Raw genomic sequence first — 26,181 nt, 5'->3', positions numbered from 1 at the left:
AAGGGGGTGATTTCCGTTCCGGGATGCTCGCTCTCCGCGGGACGGACGTGAGCCTCTAAAGCAATGCTTGCGGGGTCTCACCTTCCCGTTAATCCCGCAGAAGTCTTGCACCTTACACACCAATCAACCAGGTTTAACAACAGGTTCACTTCACAGTACATATTAAAAAACAGCATTCTATAAGAAAAGAGCCTTTAACTAAATTGGAGCAAACGGAAAAATGCTTTGGATTTGTCCCAAAGCTGATTTCCATTAATGAATAATATAATCGTTTTGATGCAATCCAGGATTTTTTTGCAGTGATTCCTGGCAGTCTGCACATATGGATTTAACATATATATCTCCTGAAGAATCATAAACAATCATTTCCTGGCGTTCTTCATCATTAAGTTTATCAAAACCTAATTGTTCTATATCCAAAACCTGCTGGTGTATGCTTCCAAGCTTCATTCCGCAATGTCTACAATTATAATGGAGAGCCATATCGCTAACCCCCTAGTCTCTTTTTATGGTTAGTATTCACCAAAAAAAGGGGGATTTATTCATATGGCTAGCGGATACCTTCCAAATTGGATGGTTTTTGATCAGTTAAATTCATTCATTACCTGAAGAAACGGCTTTTTAACCCATTCTTCGCAAGCATTCACACTTTTATCGACTGCTTCGCTCATGACTGGCCACTCTTCCTTTGTAAATCTGCCGAGGACATAATCCGTAACAGGTATTCTTCCTTCTGGCCTGCCAATTCCAATCCGGATTCTGTTGAACTCCTGGGTGCCCATATGGGCAATGGTGGATTTTATTCCATTGTGTCCCCCTGCACTTCCTTTTTGCCGCAACCTGATTTTCCCTGCAGGCAAATCTAAATCATCATACAGGACGACAAGATCATTGACTTCCAGTTTAAAAAAGTCCATAACTGCCCCAATTGATTCTCCAGATAAGTTCATATATGTAAGAGGTTTAAGAAGTATGACCTTATCTCCATTTACACTTCCAGATCCATATATTCCTTTATGCTTAGCCTGATCCAAAGGGATTGACCATTTTCTCGATAATTCATCTATTGCTTCAAAGCCGATGTTATGCCTTGTTTTTTCATATTGTTTTCCCGGGTTGCCCAGTCCTGCAATTATCTTCATATTTCACTCTCCGTCACTGCTTTCCATACTTGAAGCGGTTCACGCTTTTTTTAACCTTATAAAAAGCGTAACCCATCTGCACTTTATCCCGCAAGCGGCTCCAGTCCTATTCTATTTTAAAAACATCCCAGCCATATGCAGCAGGAATATTTCAAAGCCGAAAATGCCAAGAAGTGCTGATTAATCTCACCTGATAAAAGGCGTAACCTGAGTAGGTTACGCCTATTATACCATGTTTTATCTTCTATCATGCATTATCATGACTCCGGTGATGGAGAGGTTTCACGGCCTTCTTCGTTGTCTGGAGTCCCGCCATCCTGCTGTTCGCCCGTACTGATTTCCGCTTCCTGTCTCGGAGCGAGTACAGAGGCAATGACTTCTTCCTCATCCTGGTCAATCGTAATTCCTTTCGCGCTTTTCACATCTGCAATCGAAACTGTATCGCCAACTTCCAGGTTCGTAACATCCACATCAATCGATTCCGGAATGTCATTTGGTTTAGCCGTTACAGTGACTTCGTGAATGGATTGCTGGAGAACGCCGCCATCTTTCACACCTTTAGAATCGCCGACCAGGTTGATACGGACTTGTGCCTGACGCTCCTCTGACATGTTAACAATCAGGAAATCCGCATGAAAGATTTCGTTTTTCAGCGGATCTTTCTGAAAGTCAGACAGCATAACATTATGTTTACTTCCTTGTACATCCAAAGAAATAATTCCATTGCGGCCGACTTCCTTGATGACCCTCTGGAAATCCCCATTGCTTACAGAAATAGCAGTGCTTGCATTTTTATTGCCATAAACAATAGCAGGAATGTTGCCGCTGTCCCTTAATTGTTTTAAGTTAGTATTTTCCCGTTCTTTTGCCGCTAATACGTTACTCATGAATCCTCCGCCTTTCCGAATGAAATAAATTAATGCTTCTCTTACTTAAAAATTGCCCTAAAAAGAAAGATTCTAAACATTTTTCTGCAAGGCCTGGGCTGGTGAGTCTGCCGGAACCGGCAGGGTGAAAGGCTTTGAAGGCATTTTTTCGCAAAAAAAAAGACGATGAAAAAATTATCATCGTCTCTTTTAATAGTAGTAAACCTGGCTGTCATTACCTGACAGGCATCCGGAATTATGTTCCCGGCTGAACAGGCTTCTGAGCTTTTTAATTAATGGCTGTTTCCTAAACTTTGTTGCTATGGAACAAGAGGGTTGATTTCCGCTCAGGATGCTCGCTTTCCGCGGGGCGGACAGGTGAGCCTGCAGGAGTCTCGCACCTTACACTCCAATCAACCTGGCTTAACTACGGGATTGCCTCGCAGAACTTATTAAAAAACAGCAATCTTTTAAAAAAGAGCCTATTTAATCAAATAATGTGCTTACTGATTGCTCTTCATGGACACGGATAATTGCTTCGCCGATTAAAGTAGCTACAGAAAGCTCCACAATCTTATCGATTTTCTTTTCCTCCGGAAGAGAAATTGTATTCGTTACTACAAGCTCTTTAATAGTTGAGTTTTGAATACGCTCGATAGCCGGGCCGGAAAGAACAGGATGTGTACAGCAAGCGTACACTTCTGTTGCCCCGTTCTCCATAAGGGCATTTGCTGCTAATGTAATAGTCCCGGCGGTGTCAATAATATCATCAATTAAAATGGCCGTTTTTCCTTCAATGTTTCCGACAATGTTCATTACCTCTGCAACATTCGGGCGCGGACGGCGTTTATCTATGATGGCAATCGGCGCTTTTAAGCGGTCTGCCATTTTCCGGGCACGGGTAACTCCGCCATGATCAGGAGACACAATTACGATATCCTGCAAATTCTTTTCTCTGAAATAATCAGCAAGAATCGGCACACCCATTAAATGGTCGATTAAAATGTCAAAGAATCCTTGTATTTGAGGTGCATGTAGATCCAGTGTGATGACACGGTCTGCGCCTGCAGTTTCCAAAAGATTAGCAACAAGCTTGGCAGTGATTGGCTCCCTGGCACGCGCTTTCCGATCCTGCCGCGCATATCCGTAATAAGGCATAACAATATTGATGGTTTTAGCGGAAGCACGCTTTAATGCATCAATCATAATCAGCAGTTCCATCAAATGCTCATTAACAGGCTGGCTTGTTGATTGAATAACAAACACGTCACAGCCGCGGATGCTTTCCTCAATATTGATTTGCACTTCACCATCACTGAAATGAGTCACTGAACATTTTCCAAGCTCTACACCGATGGCTTTAGCAATTTCTTGAGCTAATGCATGATTGGAATTTAGAGAAAAGACTTTTAAGTTAGGATCTAAATACTGGTTTGACATGATGAACCTCCATTGGGTTATTTATTGAACTTCAGGTTTTTTACGTAGTCTTCTTTATTAACCTGGCGTGCGCGGGCTATTGATAAAGCTTCGCCTGGAACATCTTCCGTTATTGTTGAACCTGCCGCTACGTATGCTCCTTTTCCAATGGTAACAGGAGCAACCAGATTGGAATTGCAGCCAACAAAAACCCCATCTTCTATTTTAGTCAAGAATTTATTTTTTCCGTCATAATTTACAGTAATGGATCCGCAGCCGATATTAACATCTTTTCCAACTTCAGCATCACCAATGTAACTTAAATGAGAAGCTTTGCTTCCCGTGCCAAAGACTGCTTTTTTAATTTCAACAAAATTCCCGATTTTCACTTCATCCATAATTTCAGATTGAGGACGGATATGGGCAAACGGCCCAATCTTCACTTCTGCCCCAATCGAGCTGTCATGTGCAACAGATTGGCGAAGTACGGTATGATCGCCAATTTTGCAGTCTTTAATTTCTGTATGAGGACCGATCAGGCATTCCCGGCCAATATGGGTGCTGCCCATAATCATGGTGCCAGGATAAATGACTGTATCCTGTTCGATGGTTACGTCAGCTTCAATATAGGTGGATGCCGGATCTGTAATGGTTACTCCATTCCTCATATGCTTTTCGTTAATCCTGGTTCGCATGATGGCTTCTGCCTGGGATAAAGCGACTCTATCGTTCACTCCCATTGTTTCGCCAAAATCATTCGTTTCATAGGCTGTAATAATTTCTCCCTCAGCCTTCAGGATTTCAATAACATCAGGCAGGTAATACTCGCCCTGCACATTGTCATTCGAAACTTTTTTAAGGGCAGAAAATAGGGCCATGTTATCAAAGCAATAGGTTCCAGTATTGATTTCCTTTACCTTAAGCTCGGATTCATTCGCATCTTTGTGTTCTACAATTTTTTCAACTTCTCCATCGCTATTGCGGATGACCCGTCCATAACCAGCAGGATTTTGGGCTGAAGCTGTCAATATGGTTGCCTTAGCCTGTTTTTCTTCGTGCAGGTCGATTAATGCCTGCATGGTCTCTGATTTAATTAAGGGAGTATCCCCGCAAATCACAAGAGTGGTTCCTTCTTTGCCGGCAAGCGCTGTTTCTGCCTGCATCACTGCATGGGCAGTTCCCAATTGCTCCGTTTGAAGGGCATACTGGCTTAAATTGCCCACTTGATCCTGCACTTTTTCAGCTCCATGGCCAATAATCGTGACTATATCTTCTATTTTAAGTTCATTAACGTGGTCTATAACATGCTGTACCATTGGTTTTCCGCAAACAGGGTGTAAAACCTTGTAAAGCTTAGATTTCATTCTGGTACCTTGTCCTGCGGCCAATATTATTGCATAACGATTCGTCATAACAGGCCTCCAATTTTACCTTTTTATCCATTAAAAATATTATCTCAAATAAACCTTCTTTTCAACATTTCTGAGAAAAGTACAAATTATTGTCAATAAGAAAACCTGCATCTGCTCTCTGTTTAATTAAAAAGCAGGCCGCTTTCCTTGCTGGCTGCCTATGGCAAGTGTATTATCATTCTTTATTTGTGAAGAAAATCACATCTTGTCAATTATATACCTTTCAAGGAGTCAAATTAAGAGTTTCTGAATTTTTTTGAGGAGTTTTTTTAAATTGGGGCTAAAAAAGGTTTACTTGTAAATAATCGGGGGAATTGGAATATAACAATAAAGCCTGTTTTTTTCAATGGCTGTTTTCGTAAACTTTGTTGCTACGGAACAAAGTTGGTTGATTTCCGCTCCAGGATGCTCCCTTTCCGCGGGGCGGGCGGTGAGCCTCCTCGGCTTGCCTGCGGGGTCCCACCTGTTCCGCTAATCCCGCGGCGTCTTGCACCTTACACTCCAATCAACCTGACTTAACAATGGGATGGCTTTAAAGAACATATAAAAAAACAACAATCTTTAAGAAAAGAGCCTTTTCAATAAAAAGAGCCTTACTTTTGAAGTAGGCTCCTGATGCATATTTATTTCAAATTTTATGAAGCTCCAGCTCCTGCTTCTTCTAACTCGACTTCCATTTCTCCTAAACGATGATATTCAGCAAGCACAGCATCCTGAATTTTACCGCGTGTTGAAGAATTAATCGGGTGTGCAATATCACGGAATTCTCCATCAGGAGTGCGTTTACTCGGCATAGCAACGAATAAACCATTATTTCCGTCGATTACACGGATATCATGTACCACAAACTCATTATCCAATGTAATTGATGCAATTGCTCTCATGCGCCCATCTGTATTTACGCGGCGTAATCTTACGTCAGTTACTTCCATTCTGTTCACCACCTTTTTTCATGATAGAAACTTAAAATACATATTCTACAAGCGCTTTCTAAACTCCTTCTAATTATTGTAAATTTTTTTAAAAAACTATGCATATTTCTTGAATTTTTAAATTTCATGTTATGATTGTGGCTAAACCCTTGGTGTGAAAGCGTTTTAAAAACCTTCTATGCAAATAGCCTGCATAGAAAATACTTATCCTCCTGCCAATAATAAACTTCAAAGCTCTATAATTTTTTTATCCAAACTGGTTTTTACTAAATGGCCAAATAAAAAAAACGCCCGTCTTAAATTACTTAACGAGCGCGATTACTTCTATTTCCACTAATGCATCTTTTGGAAGGCGTGCCACTTCTACACAAGAACGGGCAGGTTTATGATCTGAGAAGTAAGTTCCGTATACTTCATTGATCTCGGCAAAGTCGTCCATGCTTTTAATAAACACTGTCGCTTTAACAACGGTTTCCAGAGAAGCGCCTGCTTCAGCTAAAACGGCTTTCAGATTTTTAAAAACCTGATGAGTCTGCTTCATGACATCGCCAGTCACCATTGTTCCTTCTGCTGTAAGGGGAATCTGGCCTGAGCTAAAGAATAGGTTATTTACCGTAATTCCTTGTGAATAGGGTCCAATTGCGGCCGGGGCCTCATTAGTATGAACGATTTTCATAGTACTGCTCCTCCTTATGGCTTAATGCATGTTTATTCTGCTGCAAAATAGTTTCCTTGTGCTACATTGATACTCTTATCTTTTTCGTCCACTCCGGAAAGCTTGATGAGGGAGGTATAATCATCCACCAGGCGTTCATCCGCTTTTTCTGATTCTACCAGAACGGCTATGCCAGCTAATGTAGCTTTAAACTCTTCAAGCAGCGAAACCATGCCGTTTACCGTTCCGCCAGCCTTCATGAAATCATCTACAATCAGTACATTTGAGCCTTCTGCAAGACTCCTTTTTGAAAGCACCATAGTCTGGATTCTTTTTAGAGATCCAGAAACATAATTAATGCTGACCGTCGACCCCTCGGTCACTTTATTGTCTCTTCTCGCGATTACAACCGGGACATTTAAATAATGGGCAACGGAATATGCAAGGGGTATCCCTTTTGTTGCCATAGTCATAATGACATCCACACGCTTTTTTGCATAAGCGGCTGCTATTATTCTCCCTACTGTATTGACAGTCTGGGGATCGCCCAGTATATCTGTCATATACAGATAACCGCCAGGCAAAAGCCTTTCAGGGCTCGCGATGACCCTGCATAATTCATCAATGAAGCCTTTCGCTTCACCGCGGTTTACATTTACGATATATTTCACACCGCCTGCTGCCCCCGGAACGGTATTCAATGATCCGATCCCGCGCTGTTCGAAGGTTTCCTTGATGATCGTTAAATCTTCGCTAATAGAAGATTTAGCAGAACTATAACGTTCCGCAAAGAATGTAAGCGAGACGAGCTGGCCAGGATGTTCCAAAAGGTAATTTGTCATGTCCACCAGTCTCTCACTGCGCCTAAATTTCACTTTTTTCCACCCCCAATCCATTTTCCGAATATTTTTATAATATTATAGCATTAATGTACGTGTTTACTCAAGAATGTTTATATCTCCAAGCATGCGGACCGCATATACCTGATCACAAAAGCCGCGCAGTCCATTATATACTCTTTGCATTCGGGAATCATGCTCAGCAAGGCCAAAAACAGTCGGGCCGCTTCCGCTCATAAGCACGGCATCTGCTCCAAAGGTTTTCATCTGATCCTTAATATTAGCCACTTCAGGGTAAAGAGGCAGAGTGACGCTTTCCAGCACATTGCCAAGTCCGCTGCAAACCTTTTCGTAACTATTTTCCTCGATGGCAGAAATCATTCCGGGTACATCCGGGTGTGACATTTTAGATAGCTGCAATCGTTTATAAACATCTGCCGTCGAGACTCCTAGCGTTGGCTTAGCCAGGATCACCCAGCATTTTGGAGGAACGGGCAGGTGAGTGATTTTCTCTCCTCTTCCTTTTGCGAGTGCTGTTCCGCCGTATACGCAAAAGGAAACATCCGAACCGATTTCCGCACCCAGTTCTGCCAATTCATCCAGGGATAGACCAAGCTGCCATAGCTTATTCAATCCTCTTAAAGTGGCCGCTGCATCACTGCTTCCTCCAGCGAGACCGGCTGCCACCGGTATGTTTTTTTCTATGGCAATTGAAACTCCCTTATTAATGCCGTAACGTTCTTTTAATAAAAAAGCTGCCTGATATGCCAAATTTCTCTGGTCATCCGGAACAAACCTGTTATGCGAAAGGATTTCAATTTCATTATGTCTGATTTCCTTTAATTCAATTCTATCCGCAAGATCAACCGTAGTCATAATCATTTCGACTTCATGGTATCCATCCGGCCGCTTATTAAGCACATCCAGCGCTAAGTTTATCTTAGCTGGCGCCTTCTCCATAAGCTTCAAATTTCCCACCTACTTTTAACGTTCTAGAAAGTTCTTGTCCTATTTTATCATATTTGTTTCCATTCTAAAGGTTTTTTAAGGGTAATTTCAATGCAGCAGAGGAATTTCGCATATTATAAAGAATATACATGGTTTTTATCGGGGTTTAGTGCGGTGCTTTGCCGGTATAGCAGAAGGGGAAGCTTATGTGAGCTTCCCCTTCTGCGGTGTAATGTGTGCTGCTTTAAGTCAGAATACGCGGCAGATAAACATCAGTTTCTATTCGCAAGCTGACTTTGAGCCTTTTCAATGGCCAGCTTAACCATATTTCCCGCATCACGGGCACGTATTCCTCCCCAGCCTTCTTTTTGGACCACATCATAAAATCCAAGTTCTTTTGCCAGTTCTTCTTTAAAATGCTCTGACATAATCCCTTTATTTCTGCCCAAAATGAACATCCCCTTTCACAGCTGACACATAGTTAGCATCTGCATAGGGTGATTTTTCATAACCGGCTCTTTTATCCTTTTTTGTTATAAATCAACACAGACAGGGATTTTGGACAAATTAAAAAGCAGCAAACTGTGTTTACTGCCTACTCAAAGCTACATTTCCTGCTGCTTATTCAAAAATGTTAGTTGTACGGTTTCCGTTAATACGTCTGCATAGCTGTAAGATACTCTTTCGAATGCATTTTCATCTTGATCGAGTTCGATTACAAAAACAGCTGGATAAGTTTCTGCTAACGTACCAAAACGTTCTACAGTTTTTCTTCTTCCGCCATTTGCTTTCAATAGCAGCCTTTTTCCAAGATTGGAGTCCAGCGCATGTTTAATATCAGCTAAAGTTTTTGGCATTTTCGGTCCACCTCACTAAGTGTAGTATATCACAAACACCAACCAAGGTCAAACAAAATAATAAATTATAGCAGTAGTTAAATTTGTTTGTCAATGGTTTTTTATCGCATGTTCCTTCAAAATTCGCATCCTTCTGTACCCCACTAGTATCCTCCGCAATTGAAAAATTATGTAATCTTTTTATGAAACCAGCCATTATAGCTATTTTATTTCCAAATAAACCAGCTTGCTCTGCAAAAATTGTCCGATACCCCCGAAATGTATTCAAATTTCTGATTGGTGTGAGATAAACAAAAACAAGCTGCATGTATTATACATGCAGCGGTTATTCTTCAGTTGTAAGGTTATAGGGCATACCTGTTCTTAAAACTCCGCGGGTTTCAATGCCGCCGAGCCCTTTTTCGCCTGTTAATGTATTTCTCAGTACATCCCATACACGGATATGCTCCATGAAAGGTGTGTAGCTGATTTTCGCAACAATATAAACCGGATCCAGCGCATGAATATTCACCCTTGATGGAGAGCTTGCGAAATTGGCTCCAGCCCGAATGAGTGATTCAAAATGGGATTGGCAGGCACCGGCAAAAATAACAAGCTGATCCAAGTGAGATACCCTTTTTCTTGCCTCCATAACAGTTTGGACAAAATGCCTGGAATGCCGGTATGCACTCAAATCTTCAGGATTTCCTTTGGTTTTCGAGTATGAATCATGGCCTGTGATCACCAGGATATCTGGGCGATAATGATCAAGAAGCTGGCCGATTTTCTCTGGCATTTCCTTTTCATTGCAATAAACTCCGTTCACAGGAATCCCGATTTTTTCATATAAATCCAGGCATTTTCTCAAATAGGAAGCATCACCGTCTACATGCAGAACCCTTCCAGGCATCTGAAAATAGTTGCCGCTATACCTGTAGCCGCTGCTTGCTTCATAATCGCTTTTTTGTTTTTGCAGCTCCTGCTCCTGCGTAAAAAGGCGGAATGATTGATCCTGCTTTTCCAAATCACTTCTGTGGCGCTGATTCCTCTCATTTTCATCGATTTTCAACAAATCGGAAAATGGTGCATCAGCAATAAGCCGGACATCCTCTCCGTACAAAACAGCTTCCTTGATTCCTTTTTTCTCTTTGATATCTATAACACGGAAAAGGACATCCCCTTCATATGACTTCCTGGCTACAATATCATGAATTTTAATACTCATGGCCTCACCCCGTAACAAGATCACCTATGGCCCTGTCAAAATTATGTTCTTTCTTAAGTTATGCAACCAGCCGAAAATGGTGAAATGCAACGGCACCAAGGCCATCAGCCAAAGTCTTTTTCGCCGTTAATGATCATTATAAAAATAGCCAGGAACCCGGTAATTTCCGGTCCTGGCTATTATCAGCTCAATACACTACCTGTAAAATCAGGAAACAGCTCATCGCTCAATTTCCCAAATTCCTCAATAGAAAGAGTTTCTCCCCTTCGTGCAGGGTCAATATTGGATTTCTCGAGTGCAGCTAAAATAATATCTTTCTTGGCCTTTCCATCTGGAAGCTGGCTTGTAAGGTTATTCAAGATGGTTTTACGCCGCTGTGCGAAGCTTGAACGTGTCAGCGTAAAGAAAAAGTCCTCATCCTTTACCTCCACAACCGGCCGCTCCCTTACCGTAAGTCTAATGACAGCTGAATCTACATTAGGCTGAGGCATAAAAACAGTTTTTGGAACAACCATGACTGTTTCCGCCTCCGTATAATACTGTATAGCAATGGATAATGAACCATATTCCTTTGTACCAGGCTTTGCGGCAATCCGATCAGCAACCTCCTTTTGAAGCATCACGACAATGCCACGGATCGGCAGTTTTTCAGTCAGCAATTTAAGAATGATCGGAGTTGTGACATAGTAAGGGAGATTGGCTACAACCATTACATCCGGGATATCTGCAAACTCTTCTTCTATCACCTTTTTCACATCTGCCTTCAAGACATCCTCATGTATTACTTTTACATTATTATAAGGTGACAAGGTATCCTTCAATATCGGCAATAACCTCTGATCTATCTCAAATGCCGTTACCTTTTTGCTGCTTTTTGCCAACTGTTCTGTCAAAGCCCCGATTCCCGGGCCAATTTCAATGGCACCGCTTTGTTCGGTCAGATTAGCATGCTCGACGATATTCTTTAAAATATTGGTATCAATCAAGAAATTCTGTCCAAGGCTTTTTTTAAAGGAAAAGCCATATTTTTTCAGTATCTCTTTGGTTCTGAGGGGAGTTGCAATATCCTTATGCATGATTTTCCTCCTGCTTGATTTGCTTTAATGCTTCAATAAAATCTTCTTTCGATATTTGGAACATTTTTAAGCGCTTATACAGCTGTTTGCCATTTGTAAAACCGATCTTTAACAGCTGGCCTAGCCGTTCCCTTCTTTGCCTGGAACCTTCGCCGCCGATCAAACCGGCATCTGCAAGATCCTCCTTTGAGATTTCCTCTTTCGCTTCTTCATCCATAGTCTGGGCATCTCTCAGCGCATTTCTGATGGATTCAGGGGAGGCATGCTCCACACCGAGACCTCTTCCTGACTTAGGAAGTGCTTCGTTTTTTGTTAAAAATGCATGCTTGCATCCTTTAACCTGTTCTGTAATCGTATTCCTTATTTTCTGTCCCGGAAAATCAGGATCCGTAAAAATAATGACACCCCTCGTTTGCTGGGCAAGCCTCACCTGTTCAATTACAGACTCATTTACTGCAGAACCATTCGTCTCGATGGTATCGGCATTCACAGACCTTTTTATGGCTACGGTGTCGTCTTTTCCTTCCACCACGATAATTTCTTTAATTTTTTTCATGTGTTCCTCCAAATTGATGAAACCTTCTTCACTTTATATTCGCCTAAACATAATGAATCGAATACAGCAAGCAATAGCTGAATTCTGCTTTATTATTATAACGTAAAAAAGCAGGAGATATAAAATCTCCTGCAAAAGTTTATCCCGTATTAAAGAAAGCCATATCCGCCGCCTCCACGGATAATCACTGATGAAGACAGCCATGAAGAGGCTGTGCCGCCTTCCCGCACGCGTAAGTTTCATGTTAACTACTGGATAATCCGCACTTTTACCCTTTTCACTCCCCAGCGGTAGGCGTCTGATTGTGAAGAAAAGAATACATCGATACGGTTTCCTTTGATGGCAGAGCCCTTATCCGCTGCAATTGCATATCCATATCCCTCAACAAACACTTTGGAGCCGAGCGGGATGACGCTCGGGTCAACAGCGATGACTCTTGCTCCCGGGTTTTCCTTCAAATTAATGCCAGTTGCTGTTCTTCCTGAACATCCATTGCAGCTTGCCGTATAAGCGGTCGAGGAAACATAGACTTCCCTTCCGCCGGACTCCTGAGCCTTGCGTGAAGCCTGCACTATGTATTGCCGGGTTCCAATGGCGGTAACCCTGTCGCGCTTTTCCGTAATAACTTGTTTGGAAAGAAGTTTTTTTGCCACGACTTTTCCATTTTCTTTTGTAATTTCATAATGCTTAGCAAGAAGCCCCTTGCTCCCGGGAGTAATGACTTTTTCTTTTCCCTTCAGGAGGCTATTATCTTTTTTTGTAATAACTGCATAATTAACCGGTTCTTCCACTACATCGGTGACTTTTTCAACTCGTATGACGTTTACTCTGTTCTTGGCTTGAACTTTTTCTCCTAATTTTGGCTCAACGCGGTCTAAATGATTGAGCGTTACACCTTGTTGTCTTAAAAAGTCAGCGACCGTAGTCGAAGTTGACCAGACTTGCTTTTCGTTTTTGCCAACAGCCAATGTAAGCGGAAAGGCCTTTTCGATTGCAATGTCCATTTTTTCCTGAAGCCTGGTGTCGGGTGCCGGAGAAATCCGATCCTTTTCCTTTAATTCGAGATTTTGTTCCTTCAGCAGCCCGCTGACCGTTTCAGCCGTTGTCCATACCATTTTCTTTTTGCCATCCACAGTGATTCCAATGTGCATGGCCGGCTCCCACACGACATTCGTGTGATCCCCCACTTTGCTCTTGCCTGATGGTGATAAATAATCCTGGGCCTTCACGTCAATCTCAAAGTCTTTTAATATATCACGAATCGTTTCAGCATGTGTCCTTACTACTTTTTTCTCGCCATCCAGCGAGAGTGAAACCGTTTGTTTTGTCCCCTGATAATATAGCAATCCCAATACGGCAATACCGGCTATGGCCGCTCCTGCCCCAAAGGCCACTCTCTTTTTCCCAAAAGACTTGGGAATCAAGTTTTTCATATTTTTAAAAGAAATGAAAAACTCCTCCTTCCTCTCGGTGATTGTATAGTAATCCCTGCCGGACTCCCATCCGATTTATAGAAAGCCTTGAAAGTTAATTTCTATTATGCATACTCTCTATCTAATTGAAAAGGGAGACTTATCGACATGGACATACCATAAAGTGACGAAGATTTGCATTACTTTCTTGAATTCAGTTTTTCTGCAGACACGCTTAGAAACAAACCGACAAAAAGTGCTATCATTTTATGCCGAATAATTTCTTTGCATTCTGTGTAGTCATAGCTGCTATTTCCTCAGGTGCAACCCCTTTTATCTCAGCAATTTGTTCAGCTACTAACTTTACATATGCCGGTTCATTCCGTTTCCCCCTGTATGGATGCGGAGCTAGATATGGGCAGTCCGTTTCAATCAGCAGGCGGTCCAAAGGAACCTCAGCCGCTACTTCCTTAGGTTTCTTGGCATTCTTAAATGTAACAGGCCCCCCTAGTGAAATGTAAAAATTCATATCAATGCATTCCTTTGCCGTCTCGGCACTTCCGCTGAAGCAATGCATAATGCCGCCAACCTCTGATGCATGCTCTTCTTTTAAAATGTCCACAATGTCTGCCGTTGCTTCCCGGTTATGGATAATGATCGGGAGCTTAACCTTCCTCGCCAGCCTGATTTGTTTCCTGAACACTTCTTTTTGGACATCCTTCGGAGACTTATCCCAATGGTAGTCCAGGCCCATTTCCCCGATTGCCACTACTTTAGGATGACTTGAGAGTTCTTCAATCCACTCCAGATCGCCATCCGTCATATCAATGGCGTCTACAGGATGCCAGCCCACAGCCGCATACATGAATTCGTATGTCTCCACAAGCTTCATGGCCCTTGTGATGGTAGGCCGGTCAAATCCCACAACAACCACATTGGATACTCCTGCTTCTTTCATTCTATCTATTACTTCTTCCAAATCCTCCGAAAATTGTAGATCATTCAAATGAACATGTGTATCAAATAACATTATTTTCTCCCTTTCTAGCAATAGTCTATTGTTGAATAAAAGTTTTCATGCCTCACAATTATGTAACAAAATGATGACAAATGCCCTCAAGTGCCCCGCATTTGTATTATCTGCTTTTACTTCTTGCATTATCCTCCTGCAAGTCCCCCGCTGATTTTCTATATATTTTACGAAATAAGTATGTACATTGGAAAATGATTTGCCTGCACTCATTTATGGATTTTTACACCATACCCAAAAATGCACAAAAAATAACATAAAAATGTTCCATGTGAAACATTTTTATGTTATTAATTGGTAATTATTTAACTTTAGAACCGTTCGGCAGCGAATCATTAACAGTAGCCACAGACAAAACTCCATCGCTGCTTCCTGCCAATATCATTCCTTGTGATAATTCTCCGCGCAGTTTGACAGGCTTTAAATTAGTTACACAAATAACTTTTTTCCCTATCAATTCCTCAGGCTTATAGTATTGAGCAATTCCAGAAACAACCTGTCTTTTTTCATAGCCAAGATCCAGCTGCAGTTTAAGAAGCTTGTCTGCTTTTTTCACAGGTTCCGCCTCAAGTACCTGAGCAACCCGCAATTCCACTTTCATAAAATCATCAATCGTGATTTCTTCCACTTCAGGTATCTCTTGCTCTTCAGGCTTCTTTTCTTCTTCCTGAGGCAAGCTTCCCTGCATTTGCAATTTGATATATTCTATTTCATCCTTCATCTCCAAGCGCGGGAAAATTGGCTCCCCTTTACTCACTTTGGTCATCGCAGGGATTTTCCCAAACTCTTCAAGGCTTTCCCATGACTTAAGAGATTCATCTTCAATATTCAACTGAGAAAAGATTTTACCCGGAGTTTGAGTTAAAAATGGCGTAAGGAGAATTGCTGTTCTTCTTAAAGATTCAGCCAAGTGGCTCATCACACTGCCAAGTTCTTCTTTTTTCTCCTCGTCTTTAGCCAGAATCCACGGCTTTGTTTCATCGATATATTTATTTGTTCTGCTGACAAGCTGCCAAATGGTAGATAAAGCAACTGAAAACTCCATCTTCTCCATTGCTTCTTCATACTTGGAAACCGTTTCTCTGTTCTTCGCCTCCAGGGATTCATCAAACTCCCCTAGTGCGCCTTTATATTCAGGAATAACCCCATCGAAATATTTATCAATCATAGCAACAGTCCGGTTCAAAAGGTTACCAAGATCGTTAGCCAAGTCGAAGTTAATTCTCTCCACAAACCCTTCAGGAGTAAAGACGCCATCAGAACCAAATGGTACCTCCCGCAGCAGGTAGTAGCGCAATGTATCAAGACCATAACGGTCGATTAAAGTAACAGGGTCAACAACATTCCCCTTTGATTTGGACATTTTTCCGTCCTTCATTAACAGCCAGCCATGGGCGAAGACCTTTTTAGGAAGAGGAAGGTCAAGCGCCATCAGCATGATTGGCCAATAAATGGTATGAAAACGGACAATTTCCTTACTCATCAAGTGGACATCAGCTGGCCAGTAGTTTAAATACTTGGCGTCATCTTCATTTCCATATCCAAGAGCCGTAATATAATTTGATAAAGCATCAATCCAGACATAAATTACATGCTTCGGATCTCCAGGCACCTTGATGCCCCAGTCAAAAGTTGTTCTTGACACAGCCAGATCTTCAAGTCCCGGTTTAATGAAATTATTAATCATTTCATTTTTCCTGGACTCAGGCTGAATGAATTCCGGATTTTCTTCATAAAACTTCAGCAGCCTGTCTGCATATTTGCCCATCCTGAAAAAGTAGGATTCTTCCTTGACAAGCTCAACCGGATGGCCGCTGTCAGGACTCTTGCCTCCAACTATTTTTCCATTCTCATAAACTGGGTCTGCCAATTGAAGCTCGGTATAATAGGTTTCATCAGAAACAGAATACCAGCCTTCATATTCATCCAGATAAATATCTCCCTGGTCCAGCAGCTGCTTAAACATCTTTGTTAATGCTGTTTTATGCCTTACGTCTGTTGTGCGGATAAAGTCATCATATGAGATGTCCATCTTCTTCCACAAGTCCTTGATTCCAGATACTATGCCGTCCACATATTCCTGCGGAGTGATGCCAGCTTCTTCAGCCTTTCTCTGGATTTTTTGTCCATGCTCATCTGTACCCGTCAGATACATAACATCGAATCCCCGCATCCTCTTATAACGGGCCATAGCATCACCGGCTACAGTCGTGTAGGCATGGCCAATATGTAAATTTCCGCTCGGATAATAAATCGGCGTTGTGATATAAAAAGTTTTCAGTTTTTCTTTCATTTTTTTCCCTCCTTAAAAATAACAGACAGCAATTATCATTTGCCTTGCATACCTGCTTCCATTTTACTCTTATATAAACAGAAGAGCGATAAAAAACTCACGCCCAACAGGACGCGAGCTAAATAAAGTGAAGCTTCCCTCCACAAAAGGCCTTCCCCGGGATGGTTAGCTGAAAATATCAGTCTTTCACTGGCAGCCAGCTCCTGCTTAAACTGCTCGATGGCTGTACAACGTTGAGACGGGTCCTTAGAAGCTGCTCAGTTAACATGCTCTATAAAGAGAAAAGCAGCAATCCTGAATTTTTAACACTTCTATGATGTCAGCATTACCTCATATATGAACAAAATATACCTAAAAAAATTAAATTGTGCAATAAAAAAAGTAAGGCCTTACTCTAATTCCCCAATTCCTTCTTTTAACTAGAAACATTCCTTTTTCCTTAATCCCAAAATATGTCTCTTTACTTATTTTCCCTTCAACATAAAGATAGGATTATGTTGGCTTTTGTTTGTTTTTGTCGAATTTAGTCGAATTTATTAGGGATTTATTCTTATTTTTATTATCGTAATAAAACAAAACAGGTCCAATATCATACAAAAAAGGATTTATCCTACTTATTGAAACAGCTGAAAGCCTTGAGGATAAAGGGTTTTACGTTTTTCTTCTGAATTTATCTTAAGTTAAAAATAAAATGATTGACGTATTTGGGAATGGCTGGTATTATTAAATTTATAAAAAAAATTGTCGAATAATGACGAAAATAGATAAAGAGAAAAAGGTACTAGTATAGTCTGAGAGGAGATTTACAGAATGAAATCTACAGGAATTGTTCGTAAGGTTGATGAATTAGGACGGGTGGTTATTCCAATCGAACTTCGCCGTACGCTTGGAATTGCAGAAAAAGATGCACTTGAAATTTATGTGGATGACGAACGCATCATCCTAAAAAAATACAAGCCAAATATGACTTGCCAAGTAACTGGTGAAGTTTCTGATGAAAACTTGACTCTTGCTGGCGGCAAGCTTATCCTAAGCCGCGAAGGTGCTGAAATGCTGATTAAAGAAATTCAGCAAAGCTTCGAAACATCAAAATAAGCATAAAAAAGGCTTCCTATCCGGAAGCCTTTTTTATGCTTATTTATTCTTCATCTACATGATACGATTGATATACTTCGCGTTTCTGTATGCCTCTATCCTTAGCGGTCTGCTTGATGGCTTCCTTGGAAGACAGGCCTTGTTCCTGGATGTAGGCCTCTACATGAGCAGAAACCTCCATGTTGTCCCACCACTTCTTCTCCTCAGTATCTTCACTTTCCTGAGACCCTTCAATGACAAGACAAAATTCGCCACGGATTTCTGATTCTTCCGCCCATGCTAGAGCTTCTTCAATGGTGCCTCTGATAAATTCCTCGAATTTCTTTGTAAGCTCACGGCAAAGCACGATTTTTCTGTTACCAAGTACCCCAAGCATGCTTTTTAGCGTTTCCTTCAAGCGATGGGGGGATTCATAAACAATCCAGGTCGACGTCATTTTTTTCAATCTTTCCAGTTCTGCCTTCTTTTCTTTATTGCTTCTTTGCAGAAAACCATGGAAATAAAAGGGCTGCGGGATAAGGCCTGAGCCAATCAATGCAGTTAACGCAGCATTTGCGCCAGGAAGCGGGACTACAGTGATATTTTCTGCTAGTGCCTCTATCACAAGTTCATACCCGGGATCGGAAATCGTGGGCATTCCTGCGTCACTGACAAGGGCGATCAATTGTCCGGAAAGGAGGCGATCAATCATCTGCTTGCCGCTTTTTTGCTTGTTATGTTCATGATAGCTGACAATCGGAGTTTCGATTTCAAAGTAATTGCAAAGTTTTTTAGTATTACGTGTATCCTCAGCAGCTATCACATCTGCCTCTTTTAATATTCTCAGAGCCCTGAAGCTCATATCTTCCAAATTTCCAATAGGAGTAGGCACCAAGTACAGCGCCGGTTCTAGTCCTTCTTTTTCATAGCTTTTCTGCTGCTGCATGAACGGATTTCTCCTTTTTATTAATAATTTGTTCTTTTTGTGCCCTATTCAGCTGTTTAAAGTTGTACTCGGCACGCATTGCTTCCGTTTTCGTTGCAAAGACCTCATAATGGATCAGCTCGACCGGTCCCCTGCCTCTTGTGTACTTGGCCCCTTTTCCTTCATTATGCATGCTTATCCGCTTTTTTAAATCATTTGTATAGCCTGCATAAAAACTGCCATCCCTGCATCTCAGCACATAAAAGAAATGCTCATTCTTCTCCATATAAAATCCTTCTGACTTCCGGATTATACTCATGATTCTCATTATAAACTACTAGCGGAGGAAGTAGTTTTAAATCAGGCTTTCCATCCTTGATTCCTTCAATAAGAATGGTGTTGGCCTCCTTGCCCGCCTTCGGATAAACAAACTGTAATCGTTTTGGTTCAATCCGGTATTTTCTCATCAGGCTCAGTATGTCCATCAGTCTTCCAGGCCTATGTACAAAGGCAGCCTTGCCTCCCTGGCGCAGCAGCTGGCTGCTCGTGCGCACCACATCATCAAGGGTACAGTATATTTCATGCCTGGCAATTGCAAAATGTTCGTTTTGATTGATTTCTTCTTTTGATGGAGTTGGAAAGTATGGAGGATTGCAGGTTACCACATCAAACTTTGAGTGGCCAAGCTGTCCGGGGATTTCCTTAATGTCTCCATGCATCATATGTATTTGCCCGGAAAGCCCATTATAATCAATGCTTCTTTTCGCCATATCATATAACCTTTCCTGAATTTCCACACCAATCATGCTTCCTTTAGTCCTCGTGCTTAATAACAGCGGCACAACTCCATTTCCTGAACACATATCAATCAGCTTGCCTTTTTGAATCGGCACACTGACGAACTTCGATAGCAGAACAGCATCTAGTGAAAACGAAAAAACAGAAGGACTTTGGATTATTCTTAAACGTTCAGCCAAAAGATAATCCAGCCGTTCATCACCTTTTAATTCCAGCAACTCTCTTACCTCCTCTGGATGCATTTCCCTCGGTTATTAAAAAAGCCTTCCCTTGACAGGAAAGGCTTGAGATTATTTTTTATTCAAAAATGATAAGCAAAACAGGCAGTCTCCATCTTTTCTTAAACTTCCAAAATGAAGGTTGCAAATATGAAAGCCTTCTTGATATAAACGGGCAAGATTATCGTAGCCTTCCCCTATATCAAGCATCTTCTCTTCCTGGGCTGTTTGCTTATTTTTTGCTTTATTTTTTTCCTTCACGCTGGCTCCTGCTGTTTCCAGCTGATCTAACCGCCGCCTAAGATGGCTGTTTTCAAGCTTCAGCGAATTATTCTCTTCAAGAACCTCCGCCAAATGCTGTTTCATCTCACCAAGCTGCTTGTATAGATGGCCGATTTGGGTTTCCATATTAGTGACCGATTCAAAAATTTCTTTTTTATCCACGCTCTCCACCACCTTAATAATCTGTGGCTTGAATAGAAACGGCTCCCTCTTTTAGAATCTCATCTAACGTATATTCCAAAACTCTTTCTTGTTCGACAAATTCAATCTGAAGTACTCGTTCTAGAATATTAAGCCCAACTACCTTGCCTTTTCCATGAGGGGTTTTAATGATTTCACCCAAATCCGGAAGCATTTCCTTCGCACTCTCATACTCATCGTTTTCATATTTAAGACAGCACATCAGCCGGCCGCACAGACCAGAAATTTTGGTCGGATTCAGCGATAGATTTTGATCCTTGGCCATTTTAATGGAAACTGGTTCAAAATCACCCAGGAATGTCGAGCAGCAAAGCATTCTTCCGCATGGCCCTATGCCTCCAAGCATCTTGGCTTCATCCCTGACGCCTATCTGGCGCAATTCAATCCTGGTTCTAAAAATCGCCGCCAAATCCTTGACTAAATCACGGAAATCAATTCGTCCATCTGCAGTAAAGTAAAACACTACTTTATTTCTGTCAAAAGTGTATTCAACATCAACGAGCTTCATATCAAGCTTGTGTTCCTCTACTTTTTGGCAGCAGGTTCCATAAGCTTCAGATGCCGCCGATTTATTTTCCTCAACAATCAGCCTGTCCTTTGCATCTGCAATCCTGAGAACCTTTTTCAGCGGCAGCACAACATCATTATCATCTACTTGTTTCCGGGCGGTTACAACCTTGCCGAATTCAACTCCGCGGACAGTTTCCACTATAACAAACTCATCCTTCGGAATGGCAAGCTCTCCCGGGTCAAAGTAGTATATTTTACCCGCTTTTTTAAAGCGGACGCCTACTACATCATACAAATGATGATCCCTCCTGCAAATTCAGCACAAGCTGTTCCATCAACAGCTGTGGATTTGTATTGGACAGCAGTTTCCTTTTCGCTTCTAAAATATAGCCCATGCAGTCTGCAAGGCGCCTCTGGGAAAGATGAAGAGCGTGTGTTTCAAATTCCCCGGTTTTATTTTGAAAAACGGCAAGTTCACGCTTGTCCAACTGAATATATAATAAATCTTTATAGATAAGAAATAACAAATCAAGACTTCTGTCCATTTGCTCCCTTTCTTTAAAGTGCACAAACCACTCTTCCTGAAGATATAATAATGCCTTCATGGGATTTTGGTTTAGCACTTCATATAATTTTACCACTATTTTTTGGGCTTGTGCAAACCATTCCTCATTACTTATTCTTATTCCTTCTTCAAAATTGTGGGTTAAGTGGGGGATTATAGATGAGTCTTGGATGTTCACCCCTTTATTTATCAGCTTTTCCTTAAGAATTGCAGGAGAAAGAGGCTTAAAAGACAATACCTGGCAGCGTGACAGGATGGTAGGCAGGATCCGCTGTATTTGCTCTGTAACCAAAATGGCAACTGTGTCTGAAGAAGGTTCCTCGAGGAATTTAAGCAAGCTGTTTGCTGCCTGCACGGACATTTTGTCTGCATTGAAAATCATATAAATTTTACGATTGGCCTCAACGCTTTTCTTTGAAAATTCCTCTTGAAGACTTTTAATCTGTTCCTTTTTGATAGACAAGCCGTCTGGTTCAATCAGATGCACATCAGGATGGTTCCCGCTGTTTATGCGTCTGCAGTTTTTGCAATTTTCACATGGCATATACCCGTCAATCTGCTGCTCACACAACAGGCTCTTGGCGAAAATTATGCTTGCCTCTCTTTTTCCGACACCTTTTTCACCTTCGAAAAGATAGGCGTGAGCAACCCGGTTTTTTAGCATGCCATTTTTCAGCATTCCCATGATTGTCGGCTGAATATCAGCTATTTCGTTCCATGTTTCCGTCATAACCAATCAACTCTCTTAAGTAAGTCCATTTCATCATATAAACACTATATTAAAAATATGACTCTTTTTTTATTTACTGGCTTAAATAGGGTAACATTCGCCTATTATCTGCAGTTTCAGAAAAAAGGACGGTGATATTTTACGTGTATAAATTAATCAATAGGCCTTTAATTTCACCTATTTTTTCCAAAACATCCACAGAGGTCTTTTCTTTGGACAATACAGCTTCAGTTAGCTCTACCAATTTATCATCGATTGTTTCGACAATTTTCAGCGGGCGGCTCTGCCCAAATTGATTCCAGCTGTTCGAATGCTTCAGATCCATCCCAAAGTCAACAGCTTCTTTTACAAACCGCTTGACCAGCGTTTTGAATTTTGCGATATCCTTGAAGGTGCGGGATTTACCCAGTCTGCCGCCGGCTCCCTCAATATCGCTCAGCAGCCGGTTCAGTGAGGCATACTGCAGTTTTTGATCCTGCTTTTGCACCAGCTGCTGAAATTTTCCATTACCAGTTTGAACCTGCTTACTGTCTTGCCTGGCTTTATCCAGGCTTAAAGGAAGGTCCTGGTTAATTTTCATTCATACCACACTGCTTTCGTACGTTAAAATTGCATAAAAGTTTCGATTGGCAATACAAATACTGCCGCTCCGCCAACCTGGATTTCAACTGGATATGGAACATATGAATCAGCATTTCCTCCCATTGGGGATACAGGCGCTACCAGCTGCTGCCGGGACTCGCAATTATTTTTAATAATATCAAGGGCTTTTTCAACGCGAATGTCATCGGTACCTATCATAAAGGTGGTATTGCCGGATTTTAAAAACCCTCCGGTGCTGGCAAGCTTGGTCGCCCGGAAATTATGTTCAACAAGTTCATTCAGCAATCTATGGCTATCTTTATCCTGTACAACTGCAATAATCATTTTCATATCTATCATCCTCCGCTTGAACACCAAATGTGTTCTGCTTTGTTTAATTTATATTATAACAATTATCTATACCCCAAAAAGGAGGTTTACAGGCATTTTACGATAAATATTATCGTGAGGCCGCCTCCCTGCCAATAACCTGGTACACCTTGGATGCAGTTTGCTCCAATACCTGTTCAGGTGATTGGGATGCATCTACAATAAAAAATCTTTCTTTCCACTTCTCTATAATAAGCATATATCCTTCTTTTACTTTTTCATGAAACTGCAGAGCTTCCATATCCAGGCGGTTTACTTCCCTCTCCCCGTTGGACGCAATTCGTTCCAGGCCAACAGCCGGGTCAATATCGAAGTAAATCGTAAGATCCGGCATAACTCCATTGATGGCAAATTGATTGATCGAATAGACTTCATCCATTCCCAGGCCCCTTGCATATCCCTGATAAGCCAGAGAGCTGTCAATAAAGCGGTCGCACAGTACAATTTTCCCCTCACTTAAAGCGGGCAGCACCTTTTCAGCAAGGTGCTGCCTCCTTGCTGCAGCATACAGCAGGGCTTCTGTTCTGCTGTCCATAGCTGTATTTTCTTTATTTAAAATGACTTCCCTGATTTGTTCTGAAATAGGGATGCCTCCGGGTTCTCTAGTAATGAGCACACTGTGCCCCATATCTGTAAGAAGTTCTCCAAGCATATGCAGAATGGTTGTTTTCCCTGCACCCTCAGGTCCTTCCATGGTTATAAATATTCCTTGATTCATACATGACCTCCAACTATCACTTTGCGGTTTAAGTATACTATTTTCTAATTCAAAAAGGAAAACTTATTCGTAGATCCACAGCTGCCCGCTTTCAAGCTCAGGGCCCCCATGGAACCTTCCCCCTTTTCTCAGCAGCTCCTCCATACTTTTTATTTTCCCTGCCGTTATTTTTTCACCAGGCATTATTAATGGAATGCCTGGCGGGTAAGGAGTGATCATTTCAGCCGAGATTTCTCCTAAACAGTCATTTAATGCCGTAAGCTTTTTCTGTCCTTTTTTCATTTGCTGATAAGTCAGGGCAAGCGGCTGAATGGTCTGTTCCTGAAAATGGGAACCAGACGAAACATGACCCTCCGCCTCTTCGCTATTCTTTACGGCACGTTCAACTCTCATTAGCGTTTCACGAAATGGAAAATCACTGTCCTTCTTTATTAGCGGAAGCACCATAAGGACATTTCTTACATCGGCAAGCTCCGTAAAAATCCCTTCACTTTCAAGTATCTGCTGCAATTGAAAGCCAGAATGCCCCTTCTCAGACCGGATTATAAGCTTAAGGAGATCACTGTTGCCTGATTTGCTCTCTGCCACATGTATTCCTGAAATGCTGTTTAGTTCCCCCTTGAAGCCGTCCACTGCTTGTTTCAATGCTTCTATATCGTCCTGGCTATAAGTAGCCAGATATGCCCTCGAAAGATCCAATGATGCCATAATCGGGTAAGATGGACTGCTTGACTGCAGCATTTGCAAGCAGAACTCCAGCTTGCTGGAATCGATTAATTCACTGCTGTAATGCAAAAATGATCCCATCGTCATGGCAGGAAGTGTCTTATGCGCAGAATGAACCACCACATCTGCACCTGCTGCCAGGGCAGATTCCGGAAAAGGGGCACCAAGGCAAAAATGGGCCCCATGAGCTTCATCCACAAGCACAGGAATGCTGTGCTGATGAGCCAATGATATAATCTCTGAAACTGCACTGCCTGTTCCATAATAGGTTGGATAGGTTAAAACAATGGCCTTGGTTTCTGGATAAAGGCCGATTGCCTCCTTTACAGCCGATACCGTTACACTGCCCGCAATCTCCAGCTGTTCATCGATGTCAGGAGATATGAAAACTGGCTTAACATTCGCAAGCATCAGGCCGTGCAAAACAGATTTATGGCAATTCCTTTGTACAAGCACTGTATCTCCCTCCTCACAGGCAGCGAGAATCATCGCAATATTTCCCGAGGTAGAACCGTTCACAAGAAAATAACTTTTTTGTGAGCCATACAAATCAGCCAAAAGCTGTTCCGCCTCCAAAATAGGCCCGCCTGGGTCATGTAAGTCATCAAGACCGGTGAGCTCTGTCAGATCGATGGACAGCACAGGATCAAAGATATGTTTGCCCCAATGATTAAATATACGGCCGTTTTTATGGCCGGGAACATGGAAAGAAAAACTTTCCTTTTCTCTATGCTTTATAAGAGCATCAAATAATGGCGTTTTCTCTTTTGATTTCATGATATACATCCTTTTAATTATTCTTTGTTTATTTTATCAGACAAATGCAAGTGCAGACTCCAGCTTGTCCAATTTTAATATTGGAAATAAAAAAATCAGAAACCATAAAAAACCTTAAAGCGGTTCTTCATAGTCTCTGATTCTTATAAATGCCTATTCCTCTTCTTCTTACGAACAAATTTCTGGAACATTTACTTTCTTTAGCTGTTTTAAATAATAATGGTACATCGGATTGTCCGTTCCTGTATTTATGATATCATGTTCACATTCTTCGCATAAAAATGATGTATAAAGATGTATGCCAACCGATTTTGTCTTTTCACAAACCACGCATGTTTCCGCTGGTGCTTTATTGGCTGCTGCTGAACTCAATATCCCCACCTCCATACCTGCATTCTCTCCAAAATCTAAATGTTGTATACAATTTTTAGAATAGTTCATGTCAGCTGCTGTTTAATTTCTATATCAATATATGAGGCCACTGGGCTATGAGTGTATGTCTATGCCTGAAAAAATCAAATATAGGAAAATTCCATACTCGAAAGAGTCAGGATAAACGTTATTACAAAGCATTTACCGACGTGAAGAGTCTTTTAAACTGTAAAATAGACAGGCTGCAAGAGTATTTGATGTAGATCTGGGGAAATCTCAATTCACTATTGCCTTAAAGAGCTGCTAGTCTTTCGTCTGTCTGGAAGCTTTGAGCATGCACAGGACGCGGCAGGTTTAGCAGAAGCCTCTTGTCTTGCCGTCATCAGCGTGCGAGCTTAACTGCCTTGTTCGAACTCCTGAACGGCGATAACTGGTGGATCTCTTCGTCAGCTTCAGTCCTTCCGCTCCTCGACCTCCTTGGTTCTCCCCATTCAGGTTTGGGCTTACTTGACTCTTTTCCTCTTTATATTCTCGTTTCTGCACACAAAAAAGACCAGCATCTCTGCTGGCCTTCCGTTTGCTTGGCGGCGTCCTACTCTCACAGGGGGAGAACCCCCAACTACCATCGGCGCTGAAGAGCTTAACTGCCGTGTTCGGAATGGGAACGGGTGT

The 26,181-nt window shown here is 41.7% G+C and carries 29 protein-coding genes and 1 rRNA gene; 1 reads left to right on the top strand and 29 read right to left on the bottom strand.

Annotated elements, in window-relative coordinates:
- Nucleotides 1–252 precede the first annotated feature (252 nt).
- The 17 genes from BM126_RS21170 to metG form a co-directional block, all read right to left on the bottom strand.
- Nucleotides 253–483, bottom strand: a complete 231-nt coding sequence (locus tag BM126_RS21170; RefSeq protein ID WP_090991321.1) for an anti-sigma-F factor Fin — start codon at nt 481–483, stop codon at nt 253–255.
- Between the two features lie 101 nt (nt 484–584).
- Nucleotides 585–1,142: an aminoacyl-tRNA hydrolase gene (gene pth, locus BM126_RS21165; RefSeq protein WP_090991320.1), complete on the bottom strand. Its 558-nt coding sequence runs from the start codon at nt 1,140–1,142 to the stop codon at nt 585–587.
- 257 nt (nt 1,143–1,399) lie between these two features.
- The gene (locus tag BM126_RS21160) at nt 1,400–2,029 is read right to left on the bottom strand and encodes a 50S ribosomal protein L25/general stress protein Ctc (RefSeq protein ID WP_090991319.1); all 630 of its coding nucleotides are present in this window, start codon (nt 2,027–2,029) and stop codon (nt 1,400–1,402) included.
- A 465-nt stretch (nt 2,030–2,494) separates the two neighbouring features.
- Nucleotides 2,495–3,448, bottom strand: a complete 954-nt coding sequence (locus tag BM126_RS21150; RefSeq protein WP_090991317.1) for a ribose-phosphate diphosphokinase — start codon at nt 3,446–3,448, stop codon at nt 2,495–2,497.
- Nucleotides 3,449–3,465: 17 nt separating this feature from the next.
- Entirely contained in the window at nt 3,466–4,839 is a 1,374-nt protein-coding gene (gene glmU, locus BM126_RS21145) for a bifunctional UDP-N-acetylglucosamine diphosphorylase/glucosamine-1-phosphate N-acetyltransferase GlmU (protein WP_090991316.1), read from the bottom strand.
- A 635-nt stretch (nt 4,840–5,474) separates the two neighbouring features.
- Complete coding sequence (gene spoVG / locus BM126_RS21140) at nt 5,475–5,771, bottom strand: septation regulator SpoVG (RefSeq protein ID WP_071353024.1); 297 nt, start codon at nt 5,769–5,771, stop codon at nt 5,475–5,477.
- Nucleotides 5,772–6,072: 301 nt separating this feature from the next.
- Nucleotides 6,073–6,447, bottom strand: a complete 375-nt coding sequence (ridA, locus tag BM126_RS21135; protein WP_090991315.1) for a 2-iminobutanoate/2-iminopropanoate deaminase — start codon at nt 6,445–6,447, stop codon at nt 6,073–6,075.
- Nucleotides 6,448–6,479: 32 nt separating this feature from the next.
- A complete protein-coding gene (gene purR / locus BM126_RS21130) occupies nt 6,480–7,301 on the bottom strand; it encodes a pur operon repressor (protein ID WP_090991314.1) in 822 nt (273 codons plus the stop codon).
- Between the two features lie 63 nt (nt 7,302–7,364).
- On the bottom strand, nt 7,365–8,234 hold the full coding sequence (gene ispE / locus BM126_RS21125; protein ID WP_090991313.1) for a 4-(cytidine 5'-diphospho)-2-C-methyl-D-erythritol kinase: 870 nt from the start codon (nt 8,232–8,234) through the stop codon (nt 7,365–7,367).
- A 251-nt stretch (nt 8,235–8,485) separates the two neighbouring features.
- A complete protein-coding gene (locus BM126_RS21120; protein WP_071353028.1) occupies nt 8,486–8,662 on the bottom strand; it encodes a small, acid-soluble spore protein, alpha/beta type in 177 nt (58 codons plus the stop codon).
- A 156-nt stretch (nt 8,663–8,818) separates the two neighbouring features.
- Complete coding sequence (veg, locus tag BM126_RS21115; protein ID WP_071353029.1) at nt 8,819–9,070, bottom strand: biofilm formation stimulator Veg; 252 nt, start codon at nt 9,068–9,070, stop codon at nt 8,819–8,821.
- 325 nt (nt 9,071–9,395) lie between these two features.
- Entirely contained in the window at nt 9,396–10,274 is an 879-nt protein-coding gene (gene yabG, locus BM126_RS21105; RefSeq protein ID WP_090991311.1) for a sporulation peptidase YabG, read from the bottom strand.
- A 182-nt stretch (nt 10,275–10,456) separates the two neighbouring features.
- Nucleotides 10,457–11,350 (bottom strand): 16S rRNA (adenine(1518)-N(6)/adenine(1519)-N(6))-dimethyltransferase RsmA, encoded by an 894-nt coding sequence (gene rsmA / locus BM126_RS21100; RefSeq protein WP_090991310.1) that lies wholly within the window; start codon nt 11,348–11,350, stop codon nt 10,457–10,459.
- Nucleotides 11,343–11,906, bottom strand: a complete 564-nt coding sequence (gene rnmV / locus BM126_RS21095; protein ID WP_090991309.1) for a ribonuclease M5 — start codon at nt 11,904–11,906, stop codon at nt 11,343–11,345. Before rnmV ends, rsmA begins: the two co-directional genes overlap by 8 nt.
- Nucleotides 11,907–12,154: 248 nt before the next feature.
- Nucleotides 12,155–13,339 carry a G5 and 3D domain-containing protein gene (locus BM126_RS21090; RefSeq protein WP_090991308.1) on the bottom strand — a complete coding sequence of 395 codons (1,185 nt, stop codon included), beginning with the start codon at nt 13,337–13,339 and terminating at the stop codon, nt 12,155–12,157.
- A 241-nt stretch (nt 13,340–13,580) separates the two neighbouring features.
- Nucleotides 13,581–14,348 carry a TatD family hydrolase gene (locus BM126_RS21085; RefSeq protein ID WP_090991307.1) on the bottom strand — a complete coding sequence of 256 codons (768 nt, stop codon included), beginning with the start codon at nt 14,346–14,348 and terminating at the stop codon, nt 13,581–13,583.
- Between the two features lie 301 nt (nt 14,349–14,649).
- On the bottom strand, nt 14,650–16,641 hold the full coding sequence (gene metG, locus BM126_RS21080; RefSeq protein WP_090991306.1) for a methionine--tRNA ligase: 1,992 nt from the start codon (nt 16,639–16,641) through the stop codon (nt 14,650–14,652).
- Nucleotides 16,642–17,451: 810 nt separating this feature from the next.
- On the opposite strand from metG, the gene BM126_RS21075 reads away from it, so the two are divergent.
- Nucleotides 17,452–17,736, top strand: a complete 285-nt coding sequence (locus BM126_RS21075) for an AbrB/MazE/SpoVT family DNA-binding domain-containing protein (protein ID WP_071353037.1) — start codon at nt 17,452–17,454, stop codon at nt 17,734–17,736.
- A 43-nt stretch (nt 17,737–17,779) separates the two neighbouring features.
- Here BM126_RS21075 and rsmI read toward each other — a convergent pair whose 3' ends face one another.
- From rsmI to rrf, 12 genes are all read right to left on the bottom strand, one after another.
- Nucleotides 17,780–18,661 (bottom strand): 16S rRNA (cytidine(1402)-2'-O)-methyltransferase, encoded by an 882-nt coding sequence (gene rsmI, locus BM126_RS21070; protein ID WP_090991305.1) that lies wholly within the window; start codon nt 18,659–18,661, stop codon nt 17,780–17,782.
- Complete coding sequence (locus BM126_RS21065; RefSeq protein WP_090991304.1) at nt 18,639–18,926, bottom strand: GIY-YIG nuclease family protein; 288 nt, start codon at nt 18,924–18,926, stop codon at nt 18,639–18,641. Before BM126_RS21065 ends, rsmI begins: the two co-directional genes overlap by 23 nt.
- On the bottom strand, nt 18,913–19,656 hold the full coding sequence (locus tag BM126_RS21060) for a tRNA1(Val) (adenine(37)-N6)-methyltransferase (RefSeq protein ID WP_090991303.1): 744 nt from the start codon (nt 19,654–19,656) through the stop codon (nt 18,913–18,915). Before BM126_RS21060 ends, BM126_RS21065 begins: the two co-directional genes overlap by 14 nt.
- A gap of 72 nt (nt 19,657–19,728) precedes the next feature.
- Complete coding sequence (gene yabA, locus BM126_RS21055) at nt 19,729–20,100, bottom strand: DNA replication initiation control protein YabA (RefSeq protein WP_090991302.1); 372 nt, start codon at nt 20,098–20,100, stop codon at nt 19,729–19,731.
- Between the two features lie 13 nt (nt 20,101–20,113).
- Nucleotides 20,114–20,944, bottom strand: coding sequence for a PSP1 domain-containing protein (locus BM126_RS21050; protein ID WP_071353042.1), 831 nt, complete (start codon nt 20,942–20,944; stop codon nt 20,114–20,116).
- A complete protein-coding gene (gene holB / locus BM126_RS21045) occupies nt 20,937–21,944 on the bottom strand; it encodes a DNA polymerase III subunit delta' (RefSeq protein WP_090991301.1) in 1,008 nt (335 codons plus the stop codon). Before holB ends, BM126_RS21050 begins: the two co-directional genes overlap by 8 nt.
- A 139-nt stretch (nt 21,945–22,083) precedes the next feature.
- Complete coding sequence (locus tag BM126_RS21040) at nt 22,084–22,524, bottom strand: YaaR family protein (protein ID WP_071353044.1); 441 nt, start codon at nt 22,522–22,524, stop codon at nt 22,084–22,086.
- 23 nt (nt 22,525–22,547) lie between these two features.
- The gene (locus BM126_RS21035) at nt 22,548–22,877 is read right to left on the bottom strand and encodes a cyclic-di-AMP receptor (protein ID WP_071353045.1); all 330 of its coding nucleotides are present in this window, start codon (nt 22,875–22,877) and stop codon (nt 22,548–22,550) included.
- A 109-nt stretch (nt 22,878–22,986) separates the two neighbouring features.
- Nucleotides 22,987–23,634 carry a dTMP kinase gene (gene tmk, locus BM126_RS21030; RefSeq protein ID WP_090991300.1) on the bottom strand — a complete coding sequence of 216 codons (648 nt, stop codon included), beginning with the start codon at nt 23,632–23,634 and terminating at the stop codon, nt 22,987–22,989.
- 63 nt (nt 23,635–23,697) lie between these two features.
- A complete protein-coding gene (locus tag BM126_RS21025) occupies nt 23,698–25,137 on the bottom strand; it encodes an aminotransferase class I/II-fold pyridoxal phosphate-dependent enzyme (protein ID WP_256213213.1) in 1,440 nt (479 codons plus the stop codon).
- 168 nt (nt 25,138–25,305) lie between these two features.
- Nucleotides 25,306–25,509 (bottom strand): sigma factor G inhibitor Gin, encoded by a 204-nt coding sequence (locus tag BM126_RS21020; RefSeq protein ID WP_371261482.1) that lies wholly within the window; start codon nt 25,507–25,509, stop codon nt 25,306–25,308.
- Nucleotides 25,510–26,088: 579 nt separating this feature from the next.
- Nucleotides 26,089–26,181, bottom strand: a 5S ribosomal RNA gene (rrf, locus tag BM126_RS21015); the annotation flags it as partial.

This window comes from Bacillus sp. OV322, assembly GCF_900112495.1.
GTDB lineage: Bacteria > Bacillota > Bacilli > Bacillales > DSM-1321 > Peribacillus.
The sequence above is the reverse complement of the archived record's forward strand: the minus strand, read 5'-3'. Positions and strand labels throughout refer to the sequence as shown.